This is a genomic window from Aureimonas sp. OT7, assembly GCF_014844055.1.
In the GTDB taxonomy this organism is placed as follows: domain Bacteria; phylum Pseudomonadota; class Alphaproteobacteria; order Rhizobiales; family Rhizobiaceae; genus Aureimonas; species Aureimonas altamirensis_A.
On the sequence record NZ_CP062167.1, the window covers coordinates 4087012 to 4110110 of the forward strand.

The 23099-nt window shown below is 66.5% G+C and carries 27 protein-coding genes; 9 read left to right on the top strand and 18 right to left on the bottom strand.

Annotated elements, in window-relative coordinates; all coding sequences use genetic code 11:
- Nucleotides 1-12: 12 nt before the first annotated feature.
- Nucleotides 13-741 carry a sulfate transporter family protein gene (locus IGS74_RS19590; RefSeq protein WP_192388442.1) on the top strand — a complete coding sequence of 243 codons (729 nt, stop codon included), beginning with the start codon at nucleotides 13-15 and terminating at the stop codon, nucleotides 739-741.
- On the opposite strand, the gene nth is transcribed toward IGS74_RS19590, so the two are convergent.
- Entirely contained in the window at nucleotides 738-1496 is a 759-nt protein-coding gene (gene nth / locus IGS74_RS19595) for an endonuclease III (RefSeq protein ID WP_192388444.1), read from the bottom strand. The genes IGS74_RS19590 and nth overlap by 4 nt on opposite strands.
- 43 nt (nucleotides 1497-1539) lie before the next feature.
- Here nth and IGS74_RS19600 point away from each other — a divergent pair, with 43 nt between their 5' ends.
- Nucleotides 1540-2034, top strand: coding sequence for a DUF2244 domain-containing protein (locus tag IGS74_RS19600; protein ID WP_192388446.1), 495 nt, complete (start codon nucleotides 1540-1542; stop codon nucleotides 2032-2034).
- Nucleotides 2035-2041: 7 nt separating this feature from the next.
- On the opposite strand, the gene IGS74_RS19605 is transcribed toward IGS74_RS19600, so the two are convergent.
- From IGS74_RS19605 to infC, 11 genes are all read right to left on the bottom strand, one after another.
- On the bottom strand, nucleotides 2042-2662 hold the full coding sequence (locus IGS74_RS19605) for a 2,3-bisphosphoglycerate-dependent phosphoglycerate mutase (RefSeq protein ID WP_192388448.1): 621 nt from the start codon (nucleotides 2660-2662) through the stop codon (nucleotides 2042-2044).
- A 17-nt stretch (nucleotides 2663-2679) separates the two neighbouring features.
- Entirely contained in the window at nucleotides 2680-3483 is an 804-nt protein-coding gene (gene dapB / locus IGS74_RS19610) for a 4-hydroxy-tetrahydrodipicolinate reductase (RefSeq protein WP_192388450.1), read from the bottom strand.
- 28 nt (nucleotides 3484-3511) lie between these two features.
- Nucleotides 3512-5320, bottom strand: a complete 1809-nt coding sequence (locus IGS74_RS19615; RefSeq protein WP_246722743.1) for an ABC transporter ATP-binding protein — start codon at nucleotides 5318-5320, stop codon at nucleotides 3512-3514.
- Nucleotides 5321-5435: 115 nt separating this feature from the next.
- Nucleotides 5436-6458 carry a glucokinase gene (locus IGS74_RS19620; protein ID WP_192388452.1) on the bottom strand — a complete coding sequence of 341 codons (1023 nt, stop codon included), beginning with the start codon at nucleotides 6456-6458 and terminating at the stop codon, nucleotides 5436-5438.
- 70 nt (nucleotides 6459-6528) lie between these two features.
- Nucleotides 6529-7458, bottom strand: a complete 930-nt coding sequence (gene mepA, locus IGS74_RS19625; RefSeq protein WP_192388454.1) for a penicillin-insensitive murein endopeptidase — start codon at nucleotides 7456-7458, stop codon at nucleotides 6529-6531.
- 79 nt (nucleotides 7459-7537) lie between these two features.
- Nucleotides 7538-9955, bottom strand: a complete 2418-nt coding sequence (pheT, locus tag IGS74_RS19630) for a phenylalanine--tRNA ligase subunit beta (RefSeq protein ID WP_192388456.1) — start codon at nucleotides 9953-9955, stop codon at nucleotides 7538-7540.
- A gap of 39 nt (nucleotides 9956-9994) precedes the next feature.
- A complete protein-coding gene (locus tag IGS74_RS19635) occupies nucleotides 9995-10390 on the bottom strand; it encodes a hypothetical protein (protein ID WP_192388458.1) in 396 nt (131 codons plus the stop codon).
- A 19-nt stretch (nucleotides 10391-10409) separates the two neighbouring features.
- A complete protein-coding gene (pheS, locus tag IGS74_RS19640; protein WP_192391897.1) occupies nucleotides 10410-11507 on the bottom strand; it encodes a phenylalanine--tRNA ligase subunit alpha in 1098 nt (365 codons plus the stop codon).
- Between the two features lie 204 nt (nucleotides 11508-11711).
- On the bottom strand, nucleotides 11712-12128 hold the full coding sequence (rplT, locus tag IGS74_RS19645; RefSeq protein ID WP_039195539.1) for a 50S ribosomal protein L20: 417 nt from the start codon (nucleotides 12126-12128) through the stop codon (nucleotides 11712-11714).
- 44 nt (nucleotides 12129-12172) lie between these two features.
- The gene (gene rpmI, locus IGS74_RS19650) at nucleotides 12173-12373 is read right to left on the bottom strand and encodes a 50S ribosomal protein L35 (protein WP_039195541.1); all 201 of its coding nucleotides are present in this window, start codon (nucleotides 12371-12373) and stop codon (nucleotides 12173-12175) included.
- Between the two features lie 208 nt (nucleotides 12374-12581).
- Nucleotides 12582-13121: a translation initiation factor IF-3 gene (gene infC, locus IGS74_RS19655; RefSeq protein WP_082016281.1), complete on the bottom strand. Its 540-nt coding sequence runs from the start codon at nucleotides 13119-13121 to the stop codon at nucleotides 12582-12584.
- Nucleotides 13122-13311: 190 nt separating this feature from the next.
- Here infC and IGS74_RS19660 point away from each other — a divergent pair, with 190 nt between their 5' ends.
- The gene (locus tag IGS74_RS19660; RefSeq protein WP_192388460.1) at nucleotides 13312-14088 is read left to right on the top strand and encodes an alpha/beta hydrolase; all 777 of its coding nucleotides are present in this window, start codon (nucleotides 13312-13314) and stop codon (nucleotides 14086-14088) included.
- A 270-nt stretch (nucleotides 14089-14358) separates the two neighbouring features.
- Entirely contained in the window at nucleotides 14359-14997 is a 639-nt protein-coding gene (locus tag IGS74_RS19665; RefSeq protein WP_192388462.1) for a transglutaminase-like cysteine peptidase, read from the top strand.
- A 12-nt stretch (nucleotides 14998-15009) separates the two neighbouring features.
- Here IGS74_RS19665 and yacG read toward each other — a convergent pair whose 3' ends face one another.
- The 6 genes from yacG to IGS74_RS19695 all read right to left on the bottom strand — a co-directional run bounded on the left by yacG (nucleotide 15010) and on the right by IGS74_RS19695 (nucleotide 18062).
- Nucleotides 15010-15198: a DNA gyrase inhibitor YacG gene (gene yacG, locus IGS74_RS19670; RefSeq protein ID WP_192388464.1), complete on the bottom strand. Its 189-nt coding sequence runs from the start codon at nucleotides 15196-15198 to the stop codon at nucleotides 15010-15012.
- Nucleotides 15195-15812 (bottom strand): Maf-like protein, encoded by a 618-nt coding sequence (locus tag IGS74_RS19675; protein ID WP_192388466.1) that lies wholly within the window; start codon nucleotides 15810-15812, stop codon nucleotides 15195-15197. The genes yacG and IGS74_RS19675 overlap by 4 nt, the downstream gene beginning before the upstream one ends.
- A gap of 16 nt (nucleotides 15813-15828) precedes the next feature.
- Nucleotides 15829-16047, bottom strand: coding sequence for a translation initiation factor IF-1 (gene infA / locus IGS74_RS19680; RefSeq protein ID WP_019994787.1), 219 nt, complete (start codon nucleotides 16045-16047; stop codon nucleotides 15829-15831).
- 183 nt (nucleotides 16048-16230) lie between these two features.
- Nucleotides 16231-17520 (bottom strand): UDP-N-acetylglucosamine 1-carboxyvinyltransferase, encoded by a 1290-nt coding sequence (gene murA / locus IGS74_RS19685; protein WP_192388468.1) that lies wholly within the window; start codon nucleotides 17518-17520, stop codon nucleotides 16231-16233.
- 97 nt (nucleotides 17521-17617) lie between these two features.
- On the bottom strand, nucleotides 17618-17803 hold the full coding sequence (locus tag IGS74_RS19690) for a hypothetical protein (protein WP_192391907.1): 186 nt from the start codon (nucleotides 17801-17803) through the stop codon (nucleotides 17618-17620).
- Nucleotides 17784-18062 (bottom strand): SelT/SelW/SelH family protein, encoded by a 279-nt coding sequence (locus IGS74_RS19695; protein ID WP_039195552.1) that lies wholly within the window; start codon nucleotides 18060-18062, stop codon nucleotides 17784-17786. Before IGS74_RS19695 ends, IGS74_RS19690 begins: the two co-directional genes overlap by 20 nt.
- Before the next feature lie 87 nt (nucleotides 18063-18149).
- Here IGS74_RS19695 and IGS74_RS19700 point away from each other — a divergent pair, with 87 nt between their 5' ends.
- From IGS74_RS19700 to IGS74_RS19720, 5 genes are read left to right on the top strand one after another with little or no spacing between them, the layout of a single operon-like run.
- Entirely contained in the window at nucleotides 18150-18620 is a 471-nt protein-coding gene (locus tag IGS74_RS19700; RefSeq protein ID WP_192388470.1) for a MarR family transcriptional regulator, read from the top strand.
- Nucleotides 18610-20235 carry an MFS transporter gene (locus tag IGS74_RS19705; RefSeq protein ID WP_246722745.1) on the top strand — a complete coding sequence of 542 codons (1626 nt, stop codon included), beginning with the start codon at nucleotides 18610-18612 and terminating at the stop codon, nucleotides 20233-20235. Before IGS74_RS19700 ends, IGS74_RS19705 begins: the two co-directional genes overlap by 11 nt.
- Before the next feature lie 51 nt (nucleotides 20236-20286).
- Nucleotides 20287-21384 carry an HlyD family secretion protein gene (locus tag IGS74_RS19710; RefSeq protein ID WP_192388472.1) on the top strand — a complete coding sequence of 366 codons (1098 nt, stop codon included), beginning with the start codon at nucleotides 20287-20289 and terminating at the stop codon, nucleotides 21382-21384.
- A gap of 30 nt (nucleotides 21385-21414) precedes the next feature.
- Entirely contained in the window at nucleotides 21415-22341 is a 927-nt protein-coding gene (locus IGS74_RS19715; RefSeq protein ID WP_192391899.1) for an ABC transporter ATP-binding protein, read from the top strand.
- Nucleotides 22338-23099 (top strand): ABC transporter permease, encoded by a 762-nt coding sequence (locus tag IGS74_RS19720; RefSeq protein WP_192388474.1) that lies wholly within the window; start codon nucleotides 22338-22340, stop codon nucleotides 23097-23099. Before IGS74_RS19715 ends, IGS74_RS19720 begins: the two co-directional genes overlap by 4 nt.

The window sequence follows — 23099 nt, forward strand, 5'->3', positions numbered from 1 at the left end:
GTACTGTCGCATATGATACTTTCCTCCGCCCGCCTTGCCCTGCGCGACATCGTCTCGCCGCCGTTCCGCTCGACCCTGTGGAAGGTGCTCGGCCTGACGGCCGTGGTGCTGGTGGCACTGTGGTTCGGCGTGCGGTGGCTGTTCGCGGCGGTGGCCATTCCGTTCTTCGCCGACTTCGCGCCGGACATGCCGGCCTGGATCGACAATGCCGGCGCCTTCGCCGGCATCGCGGCGGGTATCGTCCTGGCAGTCCTGATGGCCTTTCTGATCGCGCCCGTCAGCGCCATCATCGCCGGACTGTTCCTCGACGACGTCGCCGAGGCGGTGGAAAGAAAGGATTATGCAGACCAGCCGGAGGGCCGCGCCTTGCCGTTGGTGCGCGGCATGGTCCTGTCCGTCAAGTTCTTCGGCATCGTCATCCTTGGCAACCTCATCGCCTTCGCGCTGCTGTGGGTGCCGCTGGTCAATGTCGGCGCTTTCTTCGTGGTCAACGGCTACCTGCTCGGCCGCGAATATTTCCAGTTCGCGTCCCTCAGATACCGCTCGGAAGACCAGGCAGCCGCCATGCGCAACCGTAACGGCGGGCGTATCTTCATTGCCGGCCTGGTCATTGCCGCGTGCCTTGCAATTCCCATTGTCAACCTGCTCACGCCGCTCTTTGCCGCCGCGATGATGGTGCATCTGCACCAGAAACTATCCCGGCGCGAAGGCGGTGTTCCCCAACCCGGCCCGGTTATCTAGCCGACCGCCGTCACCGGCGGACGCGGCTGCTCTCCGGCAGGGCGTGTCTCCAACCGTATCAGCGGGGCCGGCACGTCGGTGGTCTTTACCTCGGCCTTGCACAGGTCGGCGATGATGCAGGCCGGGCAATCGGGCTTGCGCGCCTTGCAGACATAGCGCCCATGCAGGATCAGCCAGTGGTGGGCGTGTCGCAGATAACCATCCGGGATGATGCGCAGGAAATTGCGCTCGACCTCTTCCGGCGTCTTGCCCGGCGCGATCCGAAGCCGGTTGCCGATCCGGAAGATGTGGGTGTCGACGGCCAGCGTCTCCTTGCCGAAGGCCGTATTCAGGACCACGTTGGCCGTCTTGCGGCCGACGCCGGGCAAGGCTTCCAGCGCTTCGCGCGTATCGGGCACCTGCCCGCCGTGGTTTTCCACCAGCGATTTCGATAGCAGCCAGACATTGCGTGCCTTGTTGCGGAACAGGCCGATCGTGCGGATTTCCTCCCGGATGGCGTCCTCGCCAAGGGCTGCCATATCGGCCGCATTGTCCGCCCTGGCAAACAATCCGCGCGTTACCCGGTTGACGCCGGCATCGGTGGCTTGCGCCGAAAGCACGACCGCGACAAGCAGGGTAAAGGGGTTCGTATGCTCGAGTTCCGGCTGCGGCTCGGGCCGCTGCACGGCGAATCTGCGGAAGATCTCGCCGATCTCCGCCGGGCTGTACGGGATTTTCGGCGCACGGGGCGCCCTCTTTCGCGCTGTCGGCGCCATGGTGTATCCTGCTTTCTCAGTCTGCCCGACAGGTGAACCGAGGATGCCGGACGAGGAAAGCGAAAACCCCAACGAGCGGCCGCTTTTCCACGCGCTGTTGACGCCCTATCGCTCGTTGGGGCGCAAGGGATTCACCGTCGTCATGGCCGGCTTCGGCGGCATCAGCCTCCTGACCGGACTGGTTTTTCTATCCAAGGGCGCCTGGCCCATCTTCGGCTTCTTCGGCCTCGATGTGCTCGCACTGTGGATCGCCTTCCGCGCCAACTACCGCGCCGCCCGCGCGCGGGAGGAAGTCAGCGTATCGCGCACGCGCCTCACGATCCGCAAGACCTCGCCCCGCGGCGATGTCCGCGAAGACAATTACAACCCGTTCTGGGCCCGGTTCGACGTGCAGCGTCACCACGAATTCGGTGTCACGCGGATGGCCGTTTCCGGCAATGGGCGCGCCACCGAGATCGGCTCCTTCCTGAACCCGGACGACCGGGAAACCTTCGCCGCCGAGTTCGGCCGCGCCCTGGCGACGGCCCGGCGCGGCTGAATCCGGCTCAGGCGTCCAGCACGTCCTTCGACGCCACCGAGGAATCGGCGTTCAGCTTGTAGACGATGGGTACGCCGGTCGCGATTTCCGCGTTGACGATCTCGTCCGGCGACAGGCCTTCCAGTGCCATCACCAGCGCGCGCAACGAGTTGCCGTGCGCCGCCACGATGACGTTGCCGCCACCCAGCACCTGCGGCTGTATGGTGTGGATATAGTAAGGCCAGACCCGCGCGCCGGTATCCTTGAGGCTTTCGCCGCCCGGTGGCGGCACATCGTAGGAACGGCGCCAGACATGGACCTGCTCCTCGCCCCATTTCGCCCGCGCATCATCCTTGTTGAGCCCGGAAAGATCGCCATAGTCGCGCTCGTTCAGGGCCTCGCTGCGCTCCGTCGGGATCTCGGCCTGGCCAAGCGTCCCCTGAAGAAGCGACAGCGTGCGCTGCGCGCGCGACAGGTTGCTGGTGAAAGCCCGGTCGAAGACGAGGCCGGCCGCCTTCAACCGCTCGCCGGCGGCCTTTGCTTCTTCCACGCCCTTCTCGGTGAGGTCCGGGTCGCGCCAGCCGGTGAACAGGTTCTTGAGGTTCCAGTCACTCTGGCCGTGTCTTACGAGAACGAGGGTCCGCACCATGTGCACTCCGTTGAATGTCAGATCGAAAGAACGTCACGCATGGAATACAGGCCGGGCGCCTGCCCGCCTGCCCAAAGCGCCGCCTTCACGGCGCCACGCGCGTAGATTGCGCGGTCGTCGGCGCGGTGCACCAGTTCGATGCGCTCGCCCTCCCCCGCGAAGATGACCGAGTGGTCGCCGATCACGGAACCGCCGCGCAGCGTGGCGAAACCGATGGCGCCGGTGGGCCGTGGGCCGGTATGACCGTCGCGCACGCGCACGGAGGCGTCGGAAAGGGCAGTCGCGCGCCCCGCGGCGGCGGCCTCGCCCAGAAGCAGCGCCGTGCCGGACGGCGCGTCCACCTTGTGACGGTGATGCATCTCGGCGATCTCGATGTCGAACCCATCGGCGCCCAATGCCTGCGCCGCGCGCTCCACAAGGGCCGCCAGCATGTTGACGCCGAGGCTCATATTGCCGGATTTGACGATCCGCGCGCCCGATGCGGCAGCCTGTGCCACCGCGGCGTCGTCCTGAGCGGAAAAGCCGGTCGTGCCGATGATGTGCACAAGCCCGTGCTGCGCCGCCAGTTCCGCGACGGCGATAGAATAGGCCGGGGCTGTGAAGTCCAGGATCCCGTCGGTATCCGCCAGGACGGGCTCCAGTGCATCGGTGACGATTGTTCCGATCTCGCCGAGGCCGGCAAGTTCGCCGGCATCGTGCCCCAGCACGGGAGAGCCCTTGCGCTCGATGGCGGCAGCCAGCGTGACGCCCGGCGTCTCCTCGATGATACGGACGAGGTTCCTGCCCATCCGTCCGGCCGCCCCCAGAACGACGAGTCTCATCCGTTACTCTCCCGCATCGTCGACATGGCTACTCCCTGCGTCCGGACAGGCCGATCTCGCCGGCCGCCTGCAGGCTGTGGAACTTCGCATACAGGCTGCCACCCCGGGCAACAAGGTCGGAATGGGTGCCGCTTTCCGCGACGCGGCCGTTTTCGACCACCAGGATCTGGTCCGCGCCGACGATGGTCGACAGGCGATGCGCCACCACCAGCACGGTCTTCTCACGCATGATCTCGGTCAAGGCGCGCTGGACCAGCGTCTCCGACTGGGTATCGAGCGCCGACGTCGCTTCGTCCAGGATGAGGATCGGGGCCCCGCGCACGAGCGCCCGGGCAATGGACAGACGCTGCCGCTGCCCGCCCGAAAGCGTCATTCCGTTCTCGCCCACCGGCGTATCGTAGCCGAGGGGCTGGGCCAGGATGAACTCCTCTGCCTGCGCCATGCGCGCGGCAGCCTCGATCTCTTCGTCCGTGGCATCGAGACGACCGTAGCGCAGATTGTCGCGGATGGTGCCCTCGAACAGCACGGCCTGCTGCGGCACATAGGATACCTGCGCCCGCAGCGACCGCTTGCTGACGCCGGAAATGTCCTGCCCGTCGATCGTGATCCGGCCCGAAGACGGCTCATAGAAGCGCTCGATCAGCGAGAGGATGGTGGATTTGCCACCGCCCGATGCGCCGATGATGGCCGTCGTGCGGCCGGCCGGGGCGGTAAAGTCCACCTGACGCAGCACGGGCTCGCCGGCAGAATAGGCGAAGCTGACATTCTCGAAGCGGATTTCGCCGCCACTGACCTTCAGGTCGGGCGCGCCCGGCGCATCCGGCTTGCGAGGCTTGAGGTCGAGGATTTCGTAGATCATGCGCGCATTGACCAGCGCGCGCTCCATCTCCACCTGCAGCCGTGCCAGCCGGCGGGCCGGGTCGTAGGCCAGGAGAAGCGCGGTGATGAAGGCGAACATCGCGCCCGGCGAATGGCCGTAGACGATGGCGCGGTATCCGGACCAGCCGATGACGCCCGCGACGGCAAGGCCGGCGATGGTTTCCATGATGGGGCCCGAGCGTTCGGTAATGGCGGCGATGCGGTTGGCGCGCTCCTCCGCCGCCTCGACCAACCGGTCCGTGCGCCGGCGCAGCGCCTCTTCCATGGTGAACGCCTTGACCACCTGGATTCCCTGCGCCGCCTCCTGCATGGAGCCGACCACCTGGGCATTGAGGTCGATGGACTGGCGGGTGGCCCGCCTCAGCTTGCGCGACAGGCGCCCGATCATGATGGCAACCGGCGGCCCCGCCAGAAGGGCGATCCCCGACAGGACGGGGTCCTGCCAGATCATCACCCCGATCAGGAAGACAAGGGTAAGGAGATCGCGGGCCAGCGACGTGACGGTGAGGTTCAGCGTATCGCGGACACCCGTCACGTTCTGGCTGATGCGCGCCGCGAGCTGGGCCGAACGCGTCTCGCCGAAAAAGTCGACCGACAGCTCGGTAAGGTGGGTGAACAGGCGCTTCTGGTAGCGCGCGACGATGTCATTGCCGATGCGGGCCAGGATCACGCCCTGGATATAGCTGGCAACGCCGCGGATCAGGAAGGCCGCGAAGACGGCAAGCGGCAGCGTCAACAGCAGGGCTCGGTTGCGCTCGACGAAGATCTCGTCGATCACGCTCCGCATGATCCAGGCCAGGAAGGCCGTCGACAGCGCCACGAGGATCAGGCACACGATGGCGATCGCATAGCCCCTGACGTGCGAGCGCCCGTTTTCGGCGAGGATGCGCCGCAGCAACTTGTATGCCTCGCCCCTTTCCTGCCCGTCGGCCAGCGAAAGGTTCTTCTGTCTACTCACGGCCGGCTCGTCCCGTTCATCGTGCCGCTCGCTTTAATGCATTTCCAGCCGAAGCGGAAACGCTTCGGCGTCGAACAGTGCGGCGATGTAAAAATCCGGGCATCTATCCGCCCGGTCAGGCGGCCCAGCGCCGCCCGCTGGTTTCCAGGCCGAAGAAGCGCGGATTGCGCGCATAGGCCGCCATGCCGACCAGGGCCGCCATCGTTTCCGTCACCGCAAATAGCGGCATATCGCGCAGGAGGGCGGAATGCGGCGCCTTGTCCTCGAAGGCGGCGCGCACCAGTTCGGGCTCGATCAGGGGCACGATGCGCTGGAAGATCCCGCCGGCGATGTAGACGCCGCCCCGCGCCATGAAGATGAGGGCAAGGTCGCCCGCGACGCGGCCGAGGCATGTGGCAAACAGGCGTACCGCTTCCAGCGCCTCGGCCTCGCCGCGGGCGGCCGCCTCCGTGACGTCGGCCGGGTCGGCGTGCCTGCGCTCCTTCCCATCGGCCGTGCAGATGGCCTTGTAGAGATTGACGAGACCCCGGCCGCTCAGCACCTCCTCGGCGGAAACGCGCCCTTCGATGCGGTCGAGATGCGGCCATATCTCGAGGTCGCGCGCGGTTCGCGGGCCAAGGTCGATATGCCCGCCCTCGCCGGCGACGGGAATCCACATGCGCCGGGCGCGGACGAGGCCGGCGACGCCGAGCCCGGTTCCGGGGCCAAGCACGGCGCGGCTGGCCCCCTCCCGTGCCACGCCGCCGCCGATCTGCTTGCGGCCGGTTTCCGGCAGGGCCGAGACGGCCAGGGCCTGCGCCTCGAAATCGTTCATCACCACGATTTCCTCAAATCCGAGGTCGCGCATCAGCACCTTGGGACGCACGATCCACGGGCTGTTGGTCAGGTCGATCTCGTCGCCGTCGATCGGCCCGGCGATGGCCAGCACCGCCGAGTTGGGCTGCACGGAGGTCTTGTCCAGCACGGCGGCCTGGATGGCGTGGTCGATGTTGGGATAGTCCGCCGTCTTGACCACGGGGAACAGCTTCGGCTCGGCATAGGCATCGACCAGAAGCGCAAAGCGCGCGTTCGTGCCGCCGATGTCGGCCAGGAGGATCGGGAAGCGCAGCGCTTCGGCGCTAGTGAGGGTCGGGGTCATATGCAGGGGGCCTAAATCGATTGAAGATCATATGGGCGTAAGGGCGATTGGTTGACAGACGACTATCGCGTCACTGTGACGGGCGTTGCGTGGGTATGGCGACAGGACCGCGCGCGACCGACGCCGAAGCGGTGCCGGCGCCGCCATCCAGCACGGCGGCGCAGGCGCGCGGCAGATCGGCCATCGCCAGGGGCGGCTTCGGCTTATAGGGCGGGGCATCGGGCGGTGGCGGCTGCAGCGCGACGTCGAACCACCAGTCCAGATCGTTGCAACCGTCGTCCCGGCCCACGGGCGCCTGCTTTTCGCAGGCATTCTCCCCCGGCGGGCAGAACATACGGATATGGAAGTGGTAATCGTGCCCGTAGGTGGGGCGCACCTTGGCCAGCCAGGCGCGGTCGCGCCCGGCCGTCTGGCAGAGCTTCTGTTTGATGCCCGGATGAACGAAGACCCGCTGCACCTCCGGCGCGCCGGCAACGCGGCGCAGGAGCTTCAGATGTTCGGGCCGCCACCGGCTGTCGTCCACATGGAGGGTCTTCGGGTCGATGAGGCTTTGCGGATCGAGGCTGTCGCGCTCTGCATCGCTCAGGCGGCGCTGCGGCATCGGCGTCAGGTAGACATCGGCGTCGAGGCCGATCTGGTGCGATGCGTGGCCCGACGACATCGGCCCACCGCGCGGCTGGGCGATATCCCCGATCAGGAACCCGCGCCACCCATCCTTTTCGGCCGCCTCGGCGGATAGGCGCTGCAGCAGCGAAATCATTGCCGGATTGCCCCAGGCCCGATTACGCGACGGCCGCGTCATCTGCCAGGTCGGCCCGTCCTTCGGCATCGCCACCGCGCCCGCCAGGCAACCCTTGGCATAGAAGCCGATGCTGCGGCTGGGCATGGCTGCCGGCTGCGTGCGAGCGCCGAACAGGTCCTTGGCTGCCGGCGCGGCGACGGCCGGACCTGCAAGGGCCACCAGCAAAGCGACGCCGAGCGACGCGAGGGAGCAGTTCATGATCACCTCCGCATCATGAGCCGCCAAGTGTGGCCCTGCAAGGATGCGCGGAGCTTGCCCGCACAACATTGCGATGTCGTCAGGCGCGCAGCGTGCCGCCGGTCGCCTTGGCCACCGCTGCCACGATCTTCTGCGATACCGCTTCCAGATCCTCGTCGGTCAAGGTTCGCTCGGCCGGCTTCAACGTGACTTCGATGGCGATGGATTTGCGTCCTTCGCCAAGCGACGCACCGGTAAAGACGTCGAAAACGCTGACCGACGACACGAGCTTGCGTTCGGCGCCTTCGGCAGCCCGTACGAGTTTCAGCGCCTCCACCGCCTCGTCCACCACGAAGGCGAAGTCGCGCCGCACCGGCTGGAACGGGGAAAGCTCCAGCACCGGCTTTGTCCGGGTGGCCTTGCGCTTGCCCTCCGGCAGCGCGCCGAGGAACACCTCGAACCCGCAATGGGCGCCCGACAGGCGCATCTTCTTCAGGACACGCGGATGAAACTCGCCGAACTCGGCCAGCGTCACCTTGGGTCCAAGCTTCAGGCGGCCGGAGCGGCCGGGATGATACCAGGCGCTGGCGCCCGCCTCCACCTGCAGCCGATCGGTGGGTACGCCGGCCGCCTCCAGCACGGCGATGGCGTCGGCCTTGGCGTCGAACACCGAAACCGGGGCGGCGTTGCCGGCCCAGTTGCGTCCCGCTCCCGCCGGCGCGGCGGTGCCGCGCCGCAATCCCGCCGCGACGCGCAACTGCCCGGCGGGCGTATCGTCGTGGTAGACATGGGAAACCTCGAACAGCGCCACATCGCCGTAGCCCCGCGCCGCATTGCGCCCGCCCGCCGCCAGCAGACTGGGCAGAAGCGAGGGCCGCATGTCGGTCAGTTCCGCGGCGATGGGGTTTTCGAGCTGCAGTTCCGGGGCGCCGCCACCGAAGGCCACGGCCTCCTCGTGCGGGATGAACGCATAGGTGACCGTTTCCAGCATGCCGCGCGCGGCAAGAGCACGCCTGGCCAGCCGATCGCGCAGCTGCGCCGTCGTCAGGACGCGGCCTGCCACGGCCCCTTCGCGAGGCAGCGGCTGCGGGGTGATCGCATCCACGCCCGTAAGGCGCATGACCTCTTCCACCAGGTCGGCCTTGCCTTCGACATCCGGGCGCCAGCTCGGCGCGATGACGTCGGCGCCCTCCGCGTCGCGGGCCGTCACGGCGAAACCCAGCCGCTCCAGCAACTCGACCTGGCGATCGGGTGCGATATCCAGGCTGGTCAGTCTCTTCACCTCGGTGAAGGGCAGACGGATTTGCCCGGGCGCGTCGGCCCGGTGCGGCACGACGACCCGCTCGCTGGCCTCGCCACCGCACAGATCGAGGATCATGCGGGTGGCAAGGTCCAGTCCCGGCTCCATGAAGGCCGGATCGACGCCGCGCTCGAAGCGATAGCGCGCGTCCGTCACGATCCCGAGCGCGCGGCCCGTGCGCGCGATGTCCAGGGGACGCCAGAGGGCGGATTCCACCAGCACGTCAATGGTGCCCTCGTCGCAGCCGGAGTGCTCGCCCCCCATGATGCCGCCGATGGATTCCGGACCCTTGTCGTCGGCGATCACGCAGACGCTCTCGTCCAGCGCATAAATGCGGCCGTCGAGTGCCAGGATTTCCTCGCCCGAGCGGCCCTGCCGCACGGTGAGCGACCCGGAAACCTTGGCCGCATCGAAGACGTGCAGCGGGCGCCCGCGATCGAACGTCAGGTAGTTGGTGATATCCACCAACGCATTGATCGGGCGCAGGCCGATGGCGCGCAGCCGCTTCTGCATCCACTCCGGCGAGGGACCGTTGGTGACGCCCCGCACCAGGCGCAGGGCGAAACCCGTGCAGGTGGGGCTTTGCACGTCGACCGACACCGGGCACGCGCCGGAACCCTCGATCCGGTCGACGGCGGCGTCCTTCAACCGGCCGAGGCCGGAGGCTGCAAGGTCCCGCGCGATGCCGTGGATGCTGGTGGCGTCCGGCCGGTTGGGCGTCAGGTTGATCTCGATCACCGGGTCGGACAGGCCGGCATAGTCGGCGAAGGCCATGCCGACAGGCGCGTCGGAGGGCAGGCTGATGATGCCGTTATGCTCGTCCGAGAGTTCCAGCTCGCGCTCCGAGCACATCATGCCGAAGCTTTCGACGCCGCGGATCTTGCCGACGCCCAGGGTCGTGTCGATGCCCGGAACATAGGTGCCGGGCAGCGCCAGCACGCCGACAAGGCCGGCCACCGCGTTGGGGGCGCCGCAGACGATCTGCAGCGGCTTGCCGCCGTTGACGTCCGGTCCCGCGTCGACGCTGAGCACGCGCAGCTTGTCGGCGTCCGGATGCGGCTGCGCCGTCAAGACGCGCGCGATGGTGAAGGGGCGGAAGGCGGCCCCGTCGTCGACATGCTCGACCTCAAGGCCGATGGCGGTCAGGCGTTCGGTGATTTCGCCAAGGCCCGCCTCGGTGTCGAGATGGTCCTTCAGCCAGGACAGGGTGAACTTCATATCAAAGATCGCGATCGTATCGGAAAAGAAAGGATGGGTTCAGTCGAGCCGGCGGGCCACGCCGCGCGCCGCCTGCCGGCTTGCGGCATTGGCATGCACGAAGCGGTAGATCGACAGCGCCAGCACGGCGAAGACGAGGTTGAGCAGGATGATCGTCGTCCAGCCCAGCGTATCGCCCAGCACGAAGCGGTCGACCAGCGTCGGCAGGACGACGCCCACGGCAAGGCTTGCCAGCGCCGCAGGCGTTCGATCCAGTTGATGGTACAGGAAGGCGAATAGGGCGACGGTGACGAGGCCGAGCACATAGGCACCGAGCGAGGCGACGGCCACCGCGAAGGGCGTGCCGGCAAACAGCCAGGCCAGGAGCCCCGTCAGCACCGTGCCGAGGACGGCGCCGGCCAGAACCGCGATGCATTCCAGGATCATCATCTTCATCGCCATCGCCTCTTCGGTATCAGTTGCTGCTCAGCCCGCCGAACAGTGTCGGAATATCCAGCGGCCGGAAGCCATAATGCTCGAGCCACCGGACATCCGCGTCGAAGAAGGCGCGCAGATCCGGCATGCCGTATTTCAGCATGGCGATCCGGTCGATGCCCATGCCCCAGGCGAAGCCCTGGAACTCGTCCGGATCGAGCCCGCTGAGGCGCAGCACGTTGGGATGCACCATGCCGCAGCCGAGAATCTCCATCCAGTCCGTGCCTTCGCCGAAGCGGACCTCGCCGGGACGCGAGCGGTCGCACTGGATATCCACTTCCATCGACGGTTCGGTGAAGGGAAAGAAGCTCGGCCGAAAACGCATCTTCACCGTCGGCACCTCGAAGAAGGCGCGACAGAACTCTTCAAGGACCCACATCATGTTGGCGATGTTGGCCTTGCGGTCGATCACCAGACCTTCGAGCTGATGGAACATCGGCGAGTGCGTCGCGTCCGAATCCTGCCGGTAGGTCTTGCCGGGAATGACGATGCGGATGGGCGGCTTCTGGCTTTCCATCGTGCGCACCTGCACCGGCGAGGTATGGGTGCGCAGCACCTTGCGCGTCCCGTCCGCGCCCGGGCGGAAGAAGAACGTGTCGTGCATCTCGCGCGCGGGGTGCCCTTCCGGGAAATTCAGCGCGGTGAAGTTGTAGTAGTCGGTCTCGACATCCGGCCCTTCGGCGATGGCGAAGCCCATGTCGGAGAAGATCGCGGTGATCTCGTCCACCACCTGGCTCAGCGGATGCAGCCGCCCCGCCGCCAGGGAAGAGGGCCGCAGCGGCAGCGTGACGTCTACGGCTTCCGCCGCCAGCCTCGCCTCGATCGCCGCATCGGCCAGGGCTTCCTTTCGCTGGGCCAAAGCCTGCTGCACCCGGTCCCGCAGGCCGTTGAGCGCAGGCCCGGCTTCGCGCCGCTCATCCGGCGTCATCCGGCCGAGGCCCTTCAGGAGCTCGGAGATTTCGCCCTTCTTGCCCAGCGCGGCCAGCCGCACGTCTTCCAGCGCGGCTTCGCTCGTCGCCGCCTCGATCTGCGAGAGGGTGCGCGCCTCGATGGCCGCAAGATCGCTCGCCATGGTCATGTCCTGCATGATCCCCCTGCCGGGTCCGTCGCGCCGCATCGCATGCGGCGCGCTCCCCGCCTGTTTCTTCGATGTCATGAGCTTCAAGCACAAAGCATGCGAACGCGACAAGGCCCGCACGCGGCATGCGCGGCGGGCCTTGTCGTTTTTAACGGTTCGGGCTGTCCCGATACTGCCGGGGCCGGCCCGGCAGTGCGCCTTGCGTCAGGCAGCGCGCTTTTCGCCGACAGCGCGCTCATAGGCGTTGTCGTTGTTGTCCTTGAGGTAGGCAAGAGCCGACTTCGCCTGCTCGACCAGGACCGCGAAGGCCTCCGGCTCGTGGATGGCGATGTCGGACAGCACCTTGCGGTCGACTTCGATGCCGGCCTTGGTGAGGCCGTCCATGAAGCGGGCGTAGGTCAGCCCATGCTCGCGGACGCCGGCGTTGATGCGCTGGATCCAAAGGGCGCGGAAGTTGCGCTTCTTAACGCGGCGGTCGCGCGTCGCATACTGCTTGGCGCGGTCGACGGCGGCCTTGGCGGCGCGGATGGTGTTCTTGCGGCGTCCGTAAAAGCCCTTGGCGGCCTTCAGAACCTTCTTGTGCTTGGCGTGCGAGGTAACGCCTCTTTTGACACGTGCCATGATATCGCTCCTGAATCTCTAAACCTTGAGGTGTCCCGACCCGCTCAGCGGTCGTAGGGCATGTAGGTCTTGACGATGCGCTCGTCCGGCTTGGACAGGATCATCGTTCCGCGCGCATCGCGGATGAAGTCGTTGGAGCGTTTGATCATGCCGTGGCGCTTGCCGGCGGGCTGGGCCTTGACCTTGCCGGTTGCCGTCATGCGGAAGCGCTTCTTGGCGCTCGATTTGGTCTTCATCTTGGGCATTTTGCTCTCCTTGATGGATGCGGCGACGGCGGCGGACCTTGAAGGACCGCCGTTCGGCCTTACCGAACGTGTCGCCAAGCATTTGGAGCCGCCACGGCATGCCCTGCCGGACGGCTCTCAATTGAACGCTGGGGCTTATAGTCTGTCGTCCCCGGCATGGCAAGCCCGCATTCGCGGAGGCTCGCCGTGGCCGGGGTCGGCGCGCGCGTCAGCCGCGCGGCGCCAGAACCATCATCATCTGACGGCCTTCGAGCTTGGGCTCGGCTTCGACCTTGGAGATTTCGGCGGTTTCCTCGCGGACGCGGTTCAACAGCTGCATACCGAGTTCCTGGTGTGCCATCTCGCGGCCACGGAAGCGCAGCGTCACCTTGACCTTGTCGCCTTCGTCGAAGAAGCGGCGAACGGCCTTCATCTTGGTCTCGTAGTCATGATCGTCGATGTTCGGCCGCATCTTGATCTCTTTGACCTCGATGACCTTCTGGCGCTTGCGCGCCTCGGCGGCCTTCTTCTGATTCTCGTATTTGAGCTTGCCCAGATCGAGGATCTTGCACACGGGCGGATTGGCGGTGGGGACGATCTCGACGAGATCCAGTCCGGCCTCTTCCGCCATGGCAAGGGCCTCGGCAGTCGGCGTCGGACCGCGGTTCTGGCCGTCAGCGTCGATCAGCTGAATCTGCGGAACACGAATTTCCCGGTTGGAGCGCGGTCCTTCCTTCTGGGCGGGCGGGGCACGAAACGGTCTGCGAATGGTCGTTCACTCCTGTTGTTGACGACAGATGCGAAGTTGCGCGACAACGCACGCAACCCGGCCCCGGCTGGCGGCTCGCCTTTCGGCAGCGCCGGCCCTGGGCCGATCACCTTTTCGATATAGCACGTCGCCCGGCGAGTTTCACCCATTTAGCGTACGATTTGCATGAAGACAGACAGGGAGCAGCCGGATGCAGTCACAGCCGAACGCTGATTTCTTCACGCCCTCCGCGGCCGAAGGCAAGCGGCTCGCCTGGCTTGGGCAGGCCGGCCTGGCGCCGACGGTCGTGTTCCTCGGCGGCTATCGTTCCGATATGCGCGGCACCAAGGCCGAGCGCCTGTCGGCAACATGCGCCAAAGCGGGCCTCGGCTTCCTGCGCTTCGATTATCGCGGCCATGGCGAATCGTCCGGGACGTTCACCGACCTGACCATATCGGACTGGCTGAACGACGCCGACGACATCGTGTCGGCAAAGACGGCCGGTCCGCTGTTGCTGGTCGGATCGTCCATGGGTGGCTGGATCGCACTGCTTCTGGCGCGGCGGATGCGCGCGCGCATGGCCGGAATGCTCCTGCTGGCACCCGCGCCCGACTTCACCAAGCGGCTCGTGGAACCGTCCCTCACCGCTGCCGAATGCCGCGACCTCGCCCGCCAGGGCTATATCGAGCGCGCCTCTGCCTACGCGCCCGAACCCACGGTCTACACGAAGCGGCTTCTGGACGACGGTCTGTCACAGTGCGTCCTGGACGGCCCCGTGGAGACGGGATGCCCGGTGCACATCATCCAGGGGATGCGGGATCCGGACGTGCCCTATGCGCATGCGCTGGAGCTTGTCTCGCATCTTCCCGGAGACGGCGTCACGCTGACGCTCGTCGCCGACGGAGATCATCGCCTTTCGCGTGAGGAAGACCTTCGCCAAATGGATGCCGCTGTCCTGGATCTGGCCGCGGGCAAGGCGAGCGGGTAAAATTTCATCCCCACGTGGCGTTAATGTCACATTAAGGACACCGGGTCCGTCAAACTGCTGCACCGATCGCGCCGAACCGCTTGGATCGCCGCGCTTTCTACAGCATTGACGGAGCTCGTAGTATTGCACCTGCTCAGCCGGAAATACCCCCGTCGCCTGTCTATCCTGCGCCCCGGCCGGGGCCCTCCCGCCAACGGGGACATTGACCTTCCCCGCCCCCGGTCCGACCATTCCATCGAGGGTTCGGGGACGACGAGGGGATCGGTTTCCATGGGCAGGTTGCGTGCGCTCCTTGCGATTGCGATCGCATCGACACTGTGTGCGGGTGCGATATTGCCGGCACAGGCCAGGCCCCTCTTCATGCCGCTCGGCGGCCCCACATCGCAACCGATCGGCCATTTCGACCTGTGCAGGCGCCTACCGCAGGAGTGTCGGCCGCATGCGCATCCGGTAGCGGGCCCGCTGGCGCTGTCGCCCGGCCTTCTGCATCTCGTCGCCGGCATCAACCGGCAGGTCAATGCCGATATCGAACCGGCGTCCGACTGGGCCATGCACGGACAGGAAGAATACTGGAGCCTGCCGGTGGGCCGCGGAGACTGCGAGGATTACGCCTTGCTGAAACGGGAACGGCTGGTGGAGGCCGGCCTGCCGGCGAGCAACCTTTTGATGACCGTCGTGCGCAAGCCGAACGGCGAAGGCCACGCGGTGCTGACGCTGACGACGCGCGCCGGCGATTTCGTCCTGGACAATCTGGACGCGCGGGTGCGGAGCTGGGGCGATACGCCCTACACCTACCTCAAGCGTCAGGATTCGGCCGATCCGGGCCGATGGGTTCGCGTGGAGGGCGATTCTCCCGTCCGGATCGCGTCCGGGCGCGATGCCCGCGTCTTGCCGGCGGTGCTGCGCTGACGGGCAAGCCCTTCAGGCCTCGTCTTCCTTGTCGGGCACTTCGTCCTCGACACCCGGTATGACGTAGGCGCCGGTCAGCCAGCGGTTGAGGTCCACCGATTTGCAGCGCGGCGAACAGAACGGATAGGTGGCGCGATCCGAGGGCCTTCCGCATTCCGGGCAGGCGCGCCGGGGCCGCAGCGGTGTTACGGCGCCGGTCATTGCGCCGCCGCCATGCCCTGCCGGAAGCCCTCGCCCTGCAGCAGCGCCAGCGTTTCGTAGAGCGGAAGGCCAACCACATTGCTGTAGCTTCCCACCAGACGCACGACGAAACCACCTGCCAGCCCCTGGATCGCGTAGCCACCCGCCTTGCCGCGCCACTCCCCGCTGGCGAGATAGCGGTCCATGTCTTCGCGCGTCAGACGCTTGAAGCGGACCCGCGTCTCCACCAGACGCTGGCGAAGCCGCCCGGAAGGCCCGATGACGCAGACGCCGGTGTATACGCGGTGGGTGCGGCCAGACAGGATCCGCAGATTCGCATGCGCATCCTCGATCAATTCGGCCTTGGGCATGACCTGGCGCCCGACGCAGACGACCGTGTCGGCAGCCAGCACAAAGCGGTCGGTCCGCTCCTGCAGGCGCTCCAGCACGGCAACGGCGGCTTCGGCCTTGCCCTGGCTCAGCCGCTTGGCCAGCGAGCGCGGATGCTCGGACCCCTGCTGCGTCTCGTCGATGTCGGCAGGCAACAGCCGTTCAGGCTCCAGGCCGACCTGCTGCAGCAGTTCGAGCCGGCGCGGCGAGGCCGAAGCGAGAATCAGATGCTGCGACTGGGCCATGCGACGCGTGCCCGGCTTACTTGAAGCGATAGGTGATGCGGCCCTTGGTCAGGTCGTAGGGGGTCATCTCGACGAGCACCTTGTCACCCGTCAGAACGCGAATACGGTTCTTGCGCATCCGTCCCGCCGTGTGTGCGATGATTTCGTGATCGTTCTCGAGCTTGATGCGGAATGTCGCGTTCGGCAGCAGCTCGGTAACGACCCCGGGAAACTCGAGAACTTCTTCTTTCGCCATGCGTGGTCCTGACCTTGGATCGGGGTTCGGCCGAAGGCCCGATGCGGGCCGGCCCATTGGAACGAGTCGAGGCCGGCAGCGCACGGCGCGGCCAACCCGTTATGGAAATTCACGCGCCCTAAATCGTGCGGAACGAAGAAAAATGCAAGGCGGGAATGGATCTGCCCGGACGATCGAGCGGGCTCAACCCGAAATCCGCTCCACATCCGCGCCGCAGGCGACGAGCTTCTCTTCGAGCCGCTCGAAGCCGCGATCGAGATGATAGACCCGGTTGACCGTCGTCTCGCCTTCCGCCACCAGACCGGCGATCACCAGCGACACGGAGGCGCGCAGATCGGTCGCCATGACCGGCGCGCCGGCAAGCCGGGGCACGCCTTCGACCCGGGCGACCTGGCCCGAAAGCGAAATCTTCGCACCAAGCCGGGCCAGTTCCTGGACATGCATGAAGCGGTTTTCGAAGATCGTCTCGGTGATGTTGGAGACACCGCCCGAGCGGGTCATCAAAGCCATGAACTGGGCTTGCAGATCGGTCGGGAACCCGGGGAACGGATCGGTCGTCACATCCACCGGCGAAATGCCCGCGCCGTTGCGCCGCACGCGGATGCCGTCGTTCAGCTCGGTGATCTCGGCGCCGGCCTGGCGCAAGGCGTCCAGCGCCGAATCCAGCAACGAAGCGCGCGTACCCGCCAAGGTAACGTCGCCGCCGGCCATGGCGGCGGCGATGGCGTAGGTGCCCGTCTCGATCCGGTCCGGCAGGACGCGATGGCGTGCTCCCGACAGGGCCTGGACGCCCTGGATGGTGATGGTGGACGTTCCGGCACCCGAGATGCGCGCGCCCATGGCGTTGAGGCAGGTGGCAAGGTCGGCCACCTCGGGCTCGCGCGCGGCGTTCTCGATGACGGTTTCGCCCCTGGCCAGCGACGCCGCCATCATCAGGACGTGGGTTGCCCCCACGGACACCTTGGGAAAGCGATAGCGCGCGCCGACGAGGCCACCCGTGGCCTCGGCGACGACGTAGCCCCGGTCGATGTCGATGTCGGCGCCGAGCGCCCGAAGCCCGTCGATGAACAGGTCGACAGGCCGGGTGCCGATGGCGCACCCGCCCGGCAACGATACGCGCGCCTTATGCATGCGGGCCAGCAGCGGCCCGATCACCCAGAAGCTCGCCCGCATCTTGGACACGAGTTCGTAAGGGGCCGTCGTATCGACGATGGTTCGCGCGGTGAAGTGGATCGTGCGTCCCTGCGAAGGGTCCTGGACCAGCCGCTTGCCCGATACCGCATAATCGACGCCGTGATTGCCGAGAATGCGGATCAACTGCTCCACATCGGCAAGGTGGGGGACGTTCTCCAGCGTCAGCGTATCGTCCGTCAGGAGCGAGGCGATCATCAGCGGCAGGGCGGCGTTCTTGGCCCCGGAGATCGGAATCGTGCCGTTGAGCGCGTTACCGCCCCGAATGCGAATGCGATCCATTCTTCGATGTCACCCCTGCGTTGCGAACAGCCCGCCTCAGTACACGAGTGCGCCATGCCGTTCAAATGCCCCCGGAACCGGCACGGACGCTGCACCCCTATTGTGGCCGAATGAGTACCGTTGCGCCGAAGACGAACAGCGCCGCCATCGCGATCTTCCAGAAATCGCCCCGTCGACGCAGGCCCGGCAGGCCCAGCGGCCGAATCACCTGCACCACCATCGCCACGATCATCAGGGCCGAAATCACCTTCGTCATCGCGCCCTCACCGGTCACTGTGTCCAAGGCTGCGCTCCGGGTCGAGCAGGTCACGTACGCGCTGCTTCAGCACCTTCGCCTCCGGGAAGCCGCCATCCTCCTTGCGCTCCCAGACACGGGCGCCGTCGCAGGCGATCTCGAATATGCCCCCGGTGCCGGGCACCAGGGCCACCTCGCCGATATCCGTGCCGAAGGTCGACAGCAGCTCCTGCGCCAGCCATGCGGCGCGCAGCAGCCACTGGCACTGGGTACAATAGGTGATCGTGATGCGCGGCATGTTCGCCATGGGCGGGCCTCCGGTGGGACTGTCCCTTCTAGCCTGCGACAGTTTGTAAGTCTTGTTTATTGTTAGTGCACTAGTTATATGCCCACCATGCAAAAAACGGACGATGCCTCGCGAGCCGAACTGACGGATCTCGTCATCAAGACGAGCCGTCGCATGCGCACCCTGTTCAACGCCCGCGTCAGCGAGCAGGGGCTGACCTATCCGCGCGCCCGCGCCCTGGCCGAACTGGCGCGCCACCCGATGCCGACTCAGACGGAACTGGCTTGCCAACTGCAGCTCGAGAGCGCGACGGTGGTCCGCCTTCTGGACGGAATGGAGCGGCTGGACCTCATCGAGCGCCTGCCCTCCCCTGGCGACCGGCGGGCAAAGGTGGTTCGGCTGACGCCGGAGGGCCGCAAGGCGGCGGCCGTCGTGTCGGCGGCGTCCGACGACATCCGGGGCCTCGTGCTGTCCGACATCGACGACCGCGAAATCGTGGCGGCGCTGGCCGTCATGCGGCGCATGGCGCGGGCCATCGAAGCCGTTTCCCACCCGGGAGCGTCCGACGATGACGAATGAAACCGCCGCCCCGGCCCGTCCCGTCCGCACGCTTCCGGCGCCCGCGCCCTACGTGGCCCGGCATCCGGCCCATGCGGGGCTGTATATCGCCGCCGCCACGCTGATCTCCCTGACGCAGGGCCTTGGCCTCAACCTGATCTCGTCGAACCTGCCCAACGTGCAGGGCAGCCTCTCGCTGACGACCACGGAGACCGTCTGGCTCATGGCCGCCTATCTGGCGCCCAATGTCAGCCTGACCCTGATGATGACGAAGATCCGCGCACAGTTCGGGCTGCGGCGCTTTGCCGAATGCGCCATCGTCGCCTTCGTGGCGATCAGCGCCATGCATCTCTTCGTCACCGACTTCCGGTCGGCGCTGCTGGTGCGCTTCTTTGCCGGCGTCGCGGCCTCGCCGCTTTCGACGCTCGCCTTCCTCTACATGCTGGAGACGTTCCCGCCCGAGAAGAAGATGACGATGGGCGTCACCTTCGCCGTCATCAACATCTCCATAGCGATGCCGGTGGCGCGGCTCGTCTCGCCCCTGCTGACGGACATGGGAGACTTCGCCAGCCTGTTCAGCCTCGAGATGGCGATGGCCATGCTGTCGCTGGCGGCCATCTTCTTTTTGCCGCTCAATCCGCCGGCCCGCGCGCAGGTATTCGAACCGCTCGACTTCGTCAGCTATATACTGATCGCCATCGGGCTGGGCGCCATCGCCGTTACCGCTACGGTCGGCCCTTACGACTGGTGGCTGGAAGCGCGCTGGATCGGCTGGACGCTGGCCGTCGGCATCGCCGCCCTGTCGGCTGCGGGGATGATCGAGCTGAACCGCTCGAACCCCCTGGTGGACCTGCGCTGGATCCTGTCGCCGCAGATCCTGCATTTTGCCGGCATCCTCCTGCTGTTCCGCCTGATCCTGTCGGAGCAGACCAGCGGCGCATCCGGCTTCTTCCAGGCCATCGGCCTGCGCAACGAGCAGATGACGGCCCTCTATGTCGTGATGCTGGCCAGCACGGTGCTGGCGGGCCTGGCCACGGCGGCCGTCATGAAGCCGGGGCGCGCACCGGCCATTCATGCCGCCGCCCTGGCGCTCCTGTCCGTCGGAGCGTTCATGGACGCGCACGCCACCAACCTGACCCGGCCGGAAAACATGCTGGTCAGCCAGTCCATGATCGCCATGGCCGGTGTCATGTTCCTGCCGCCGGCCCTGGCCATGGGCTTCATGGCGGCGATGAAGAAGGGCATGAACTACCTGTTGTCCTTCCTGATCGTCTTCCTGACCACGCAAAGCCTGGGAGGGGCCGTCGGCTCGGCCATCTTCCGAACCGTCGTCACCCTGCGCGAGAAATTCCACTCGCAGGCCCTGGTCGAAAACGTCGTCATGAGCGACCCGACGGTTGCGGCGCGCATTGCCCGAATGGCGGCCGCCTACGCGCCGACGACGCCGGACCCGGCCATCCAGCAGGCAAGGGCGCTGGCCGCGCTGTCCGCCCAGGCAACCCGCGAGGCAACCATCCTCGCCTACAACGACGCGTTCCTGCTGGTCAGCGGCCTTTCCGCCTTCGGCCTCGGCTGCCTCTTGCTGCATGTCCTGTTCCGGCACATCTTTCCGCCGACAGAGCCGGCGGCAACCTGATCCAACCGACGCAACCCCGTTCCCGATACCGTCTCTTTGAAAGGCTGGAACATGCCCCGCATCTTCCGCTCCTTCGCTACCTATGTCGCCGCGCTCATCGGCATCGCCGGCGTGCTGACCATCCTTTATGCCTGGAACCTGCCGCCCTTCGCGTCCAGCGTCCAGACGACCAACGACGCCTATGTCCGGGGCCGCGTCACCATGATGAGCCCGCAGCTCTCCGGCATCGTCGCCGAGGTGCCCGTGCAGGACTTCCAGCATGTGACGGCCGGCACGCTGATCGCCCGCATCGACGACGGCACCTACCGCCAGAAGCTGGAGCAGGCCCGCGCCAATCTGTCCGGACAGGAGGCCGCCCTGTCGCGCTTCGAGCAGCAGCGCCTTTCGGCCGAGGCCAAGGTAACGGCGGCTGAGGCGGCGCAGAAGAGCGCAGAAGCTTCCTTCGACACGGCCGACGCCAACTGGAACCGCATCGCACCTTTGGCCGCCAAGGGATTCGCTCCCGGAAGCGACCTCGATCTTGCCCGCAAGTCCCGCGCCGAGGCCGAGGCCGCTTTGAACCAGGCGCGGGCGCAGGTGGAAGTCGCCCGGCAGGACCTGGCATCGGTCATCACCTCGCGCCAATCGCTGGAAGCGGCGGTCGACAGTGCCAAGGCCGCCGTCCTGCTGGCCGAGCTCGACATGACGCATACCCGCATAACCGCGCCGGCCGATGGCACGCTGGGCGAGGTCGGGGTCCGGGTCGGCCAGTATGTCCAGCCCGGCACCGGGCTTGCCAGCCTGGTGCCGGACGACCGCTGGATCGTCGCCAACTTCAAGGAGACGCAGGTTCGCGGCATGGTGCCCGGACAGCGCGTCGACTTTACCGTGGATGCCTATCCGGGCCGCGTCTTCCACGGGCAGGTCGAGCGATTCTCGCCGGCGACGGGCTCGGAGTTCGCGGTGCTGAAGTCGGACAACGCCACCGGCAACTTCACCAAGATTGCCCAGCGCATGCCCGTGCGCATCCGGCTCGACGGGCAGGACACGCAGTCCGGACGGCTGGTGCCGGGCATGTCGGTGATCGTATCCATCGATACGGCGCAGCCCATGGACAGCCTCGCGGCCGATGCCGCCGGGGGAGGCGACAGCGCGGGCAGGATCGAGTAGAAGACCTCGCTCACGATGAAGGCTTCTATGATGGAACCGATCCTGTCGGTCGAGAATGTCGCCAAGACCTATGGCAACGGATTTACCGCGCTGAAACCGGTGAACCTCGCCATCCGGCAGGGCGAGATCTTTGCGCTTCTGGGCCCCAACGGCGCCGGCAAGACCACGCTGATCAGCATTATCTGCGGCTTGACGAACCGCAGCCAGGGCACGGTGCGCGTCGGCGGCCACGACATCGGGTCCGACTATCGCGCCGCGCGTGCGATGATCGGCCTGGTGCCGCAGGAGCTGACGGCGGATGCCTTCGAATCGGTCTGGGCGACGGTCAGCTTCACGCGCGGCCTGTTCGGCCTGAAGCGCAACGACGCCTATGTCGAGAAGGTGCTGAAGGACCTGTCCCTCTGGGATAAGCGCGATTCCAAGATCATGACCCTGTCCGGCGGCATGAAGCGGAGGGTGCTGATCGCCAAGGCGCTGGCGCACGAGCCGAGGCTCCTGTTCCTCGACGAGCCGACCGCCGGCGTCGACGTGGAATTGCGCCGCGACATGTGGCGCGTCGTCAGCACCCTGCGCGATTCCGGCGTCACCATCTTCCTGACCACGCATTACATCGAGGAAGCGCAGGAGATGGCCGACCGGATCGGCGTCATCCGCGGCGGCGAGCTGATCCTGGTGGAAGAGAAGTCCCGCCTGATGGAAAAGCTCGGGCGCAAGGAGCTCATCATCGAGCTGCAGGCCCCGCTCCCCTCCGTCCCCGCCGCCCTGTCCGGTTTCGACCTGGTCTTGTCGGACGATGGCAAGGCGCTCACCTATGCCTATGCCACGGGCGGCGAAAGGACAGGCATCACCGCGCTTCTGGCCGCACTCGACGGGGCAGGCATCCGCCTGCACGACATCCGCACGCATCAAAGTACGCTGGAAGACATCTTCATCGATCTCGTCAGGAGCAAGTCATGAACTGGCGCGGCGTCCTTGCGATCTACCGCTTCGAGATGGCCCGCATGTGGCGCACCATCTTCCAGAGCATCCTGTCCCCCGTCATCTCTACGTCGCTCTACTTCGTCGTCTTCGGAGCAGCCATCGGGCGCAGCATCGGCGCGGTGGACGGTATCGACTACGGGGCCTTCATCGTGCCCGGGCTCATCATGCTGTCGCTCCTGACGCAAAGCCTGTCCAACGCCGCCTTCGGCATCTACTTCCCGAAATTCACGGGCACGATCTACGAAATCATGTCGGCGCCCGTCTCGACGCTCGAGATCGTCGCCGGCTATGTCGGGGCGGCGGCCACCAAATCGGTGATCCTCGGCCTCATCATCCTCGCCACGGCCTTCCTGTTCGTGCCGCTCCGGATCGACCATCCCCTGCTGATGCTCTTCTTCCTGGTGCTGACGGCCGTCACCTTCAGCCTGTTCGGCTTCATCATCGGCATATGGGCAGACGGGTTCGAAAAGCTGCAGCTGGTGCCGCTGCTCATCATCACCCCCCTCGCCTTCCTTGGCGGCAGCTTCTACTCCATCCGCATGCTGCCGCCCTTCTGGCAGGACGTGTCGATGATCAATCCCGTCGTCTACCTCATCAACGGCTTCCGCTGGAGCTTCTTCGGCCAGTCCGACGTGAACATCTTCGTCAGCCTCGGCATGACATTCGCCTTCATGCTGGCCTGCATCCTCGTCATCCACCGCATGTTCGCGACCGGCTACCGCCTGCGCCCCTGA

What these genes read in the sequence shown, in the direction of transcription:
- murA (WP_192388468.1), bottom strand. Translation starts at nt 17,520, where the DNA reads ATGGATCGCATTCGCATTCGGGGCGGTAACGCGCTCAACGGCACGATT.
- IGS74_RS19660 (WP_192388460.1), top strand. Translation starts at nt 13,312, where the DNA reads ATGCAGTCACAGCCGAACGCTGATTTCTTCACGCCCTCCGCGGCCGAA.
- IGS74_RS19600 (WP_192388446.1), top strand. Translation starts at nt 1,540, where the DNA reads ATGCCGGACGAGGAAAGCGAAAACCCCAACGAGCGGCCGCTTTTCCAC.
- IGS74_RS19705 (WP_246722745.1), top strand. Translation starts at nt 18,610, where the DNA reads ATGACGAATGAAACCGCCGCCCCGGCCCGTCCCGTCCGCACGCTTCCG.
- IGS74_RS19605 (WP_192388448.1), bottom strand. Translation starts at nt 2,662, where the DNA reads ATGGTGCGGACCCTCGTTCTCGTAAGACACGGCCAGAGTGACTGGAAC.
- IGS74_RS19695 (WP_039195552.1), bottom strand. Translation starts at nt 18,062, where the DNA reads ATGGCGAACATGCCGCGCATCACGATCACCTATTGTACCCAGTGCCAG.
- IGS74_RS19675 (WP_192388466.1), bottom strand. Translation starts at nt 15,812, where the DNA reads ATGGCCCAGTCGCAGCATCTGATTCTCGCTTCGGCCTCGCCGCGCCGG.
- IGS74_RS19590 (WP_192388442.1), top strand. Translation starts at nt 13, where the DNA reads ATGATACTTTCCTCCGCCCGCCTTGCCCTGCGCGACATCGTCTCGCCG.
- mepA (WP_192388454.1), bottom strand. Translation starts at nt 7,458, where the DNA reads ATGAACTGCTCCCTCGCGTCGCTCGGCGTCGCTTTGCTGGTGGCCCTT.
- yacG (WP_192388464.1), bottom strand. Translation starts at nt 15,198, where the DNA reads ATGACCGGCGCCGTAACACCGCTGCGGCCCCGGCGCGCCTGCCCGGAA.
- IGS74_RS19620 (WP_192388452.1), bottom strand. Translation starts at nt 6,458, where the DNA reads ATGACCCCGACCCTCACTAGCGCCGAAGCGCTGCGCTTCCCGATCCTC.
- IGS74_RS19715 (WP_192391899.1), top strand. Translation starts at nt 21,415, where the DNA reads ATGGAACCGATCCTGTCGGTCGAGAATGTCGCCAAGACCTATGGCAAC.
- IGS74_RS19665 (WP_192388462.1), top strand. Translation starts at nt 14,359, where the DNA reads ATGGGCAGGTTGCGTGCGCTCCTTGCGATTGCGATCGCATCGACACTG.
- dapB (WP_192388450.1), bottom strand. Translation starts at nt 3,483, where the DNA reads ATGAGACTCGTCGTTCTGGGGGCGGCCGGACGGATGGGCAGGAACCTC.
- rpmI (WP_039195541.1), bottom strand. Translation starts at nt 12,373, where the DNA reads ATGCCCAAGATGAAGACCAAATCGAGCGCCAAGAAGCGCTTCCGCATG.
- rplT (WP_039195539.1), bottom strand. Translation starts at nt 12,128, where the DNA reads ATGGCACGTGTCAAAAGAGGCGTTACCTCGCACGCCAAGCACAAGAAG.
- infA (WP_019994787.1), bottom strand. Translation starts at nt 16,047, where the DNA reads ATGGCGAAAGAAGAAGTTCTCGAGTTTCCCGGGGTCGTTACCGAGCTG.
- IGS74_RS19720 (WP_192388474.1), top strand. Translation starts at nt 22,338, where the DNA reads ATGAACTGGCGCGGCGTCCTTGCGATCTACCGCTTCGAGATGGCCCGC.
- pheS (WP_192391897.1), bottom strand. Translation starts at nt 11,507, where the DNA reads ATGACCATGGCGAGCGATCTTGCGGCCATCGAGGCGCGCACCCTCTCG.
- nth (WP_192388444.1), bottom strand. Translation starts at nt 1,496, where the DNA reads ATGGCGCCGACAGCGCGAAAGAGGGCGCCCCGTGCGCCGAAAATCCCG.
- pheT (WP_192388456.1), bottom strand. Translation starts at nt 9,955, where the DNA reads ATGAAGTTCACCCTGTCCTGGCTGAAGGACCATCTCGACACCGAGGCG.
- IGS74_RS19710 (WP_192388472.1), top strand. Translation starts at nt 20,287, where the DNA reads ATGCCCCGCATCTTCCGCTCCTTCGCTACCTATGTCGCCGCGCTCATC.
- IGS74_RS19635 (WP_192388458.1), bottom strand. Translation starts at nt 10,390, where the DNA reads ATGAAGATGATGATCCTGGAATGCATCGCGGTTCTGGCCGGCGCCGTC.
- IGS74_RS19700 (WP_192388470.1), top strand. Translation starts at nt 18,150, where the DNA reads ATGCAAAAAACGGACGATGCCTCGCGAGCCGAACTGACGGATCTCGTC.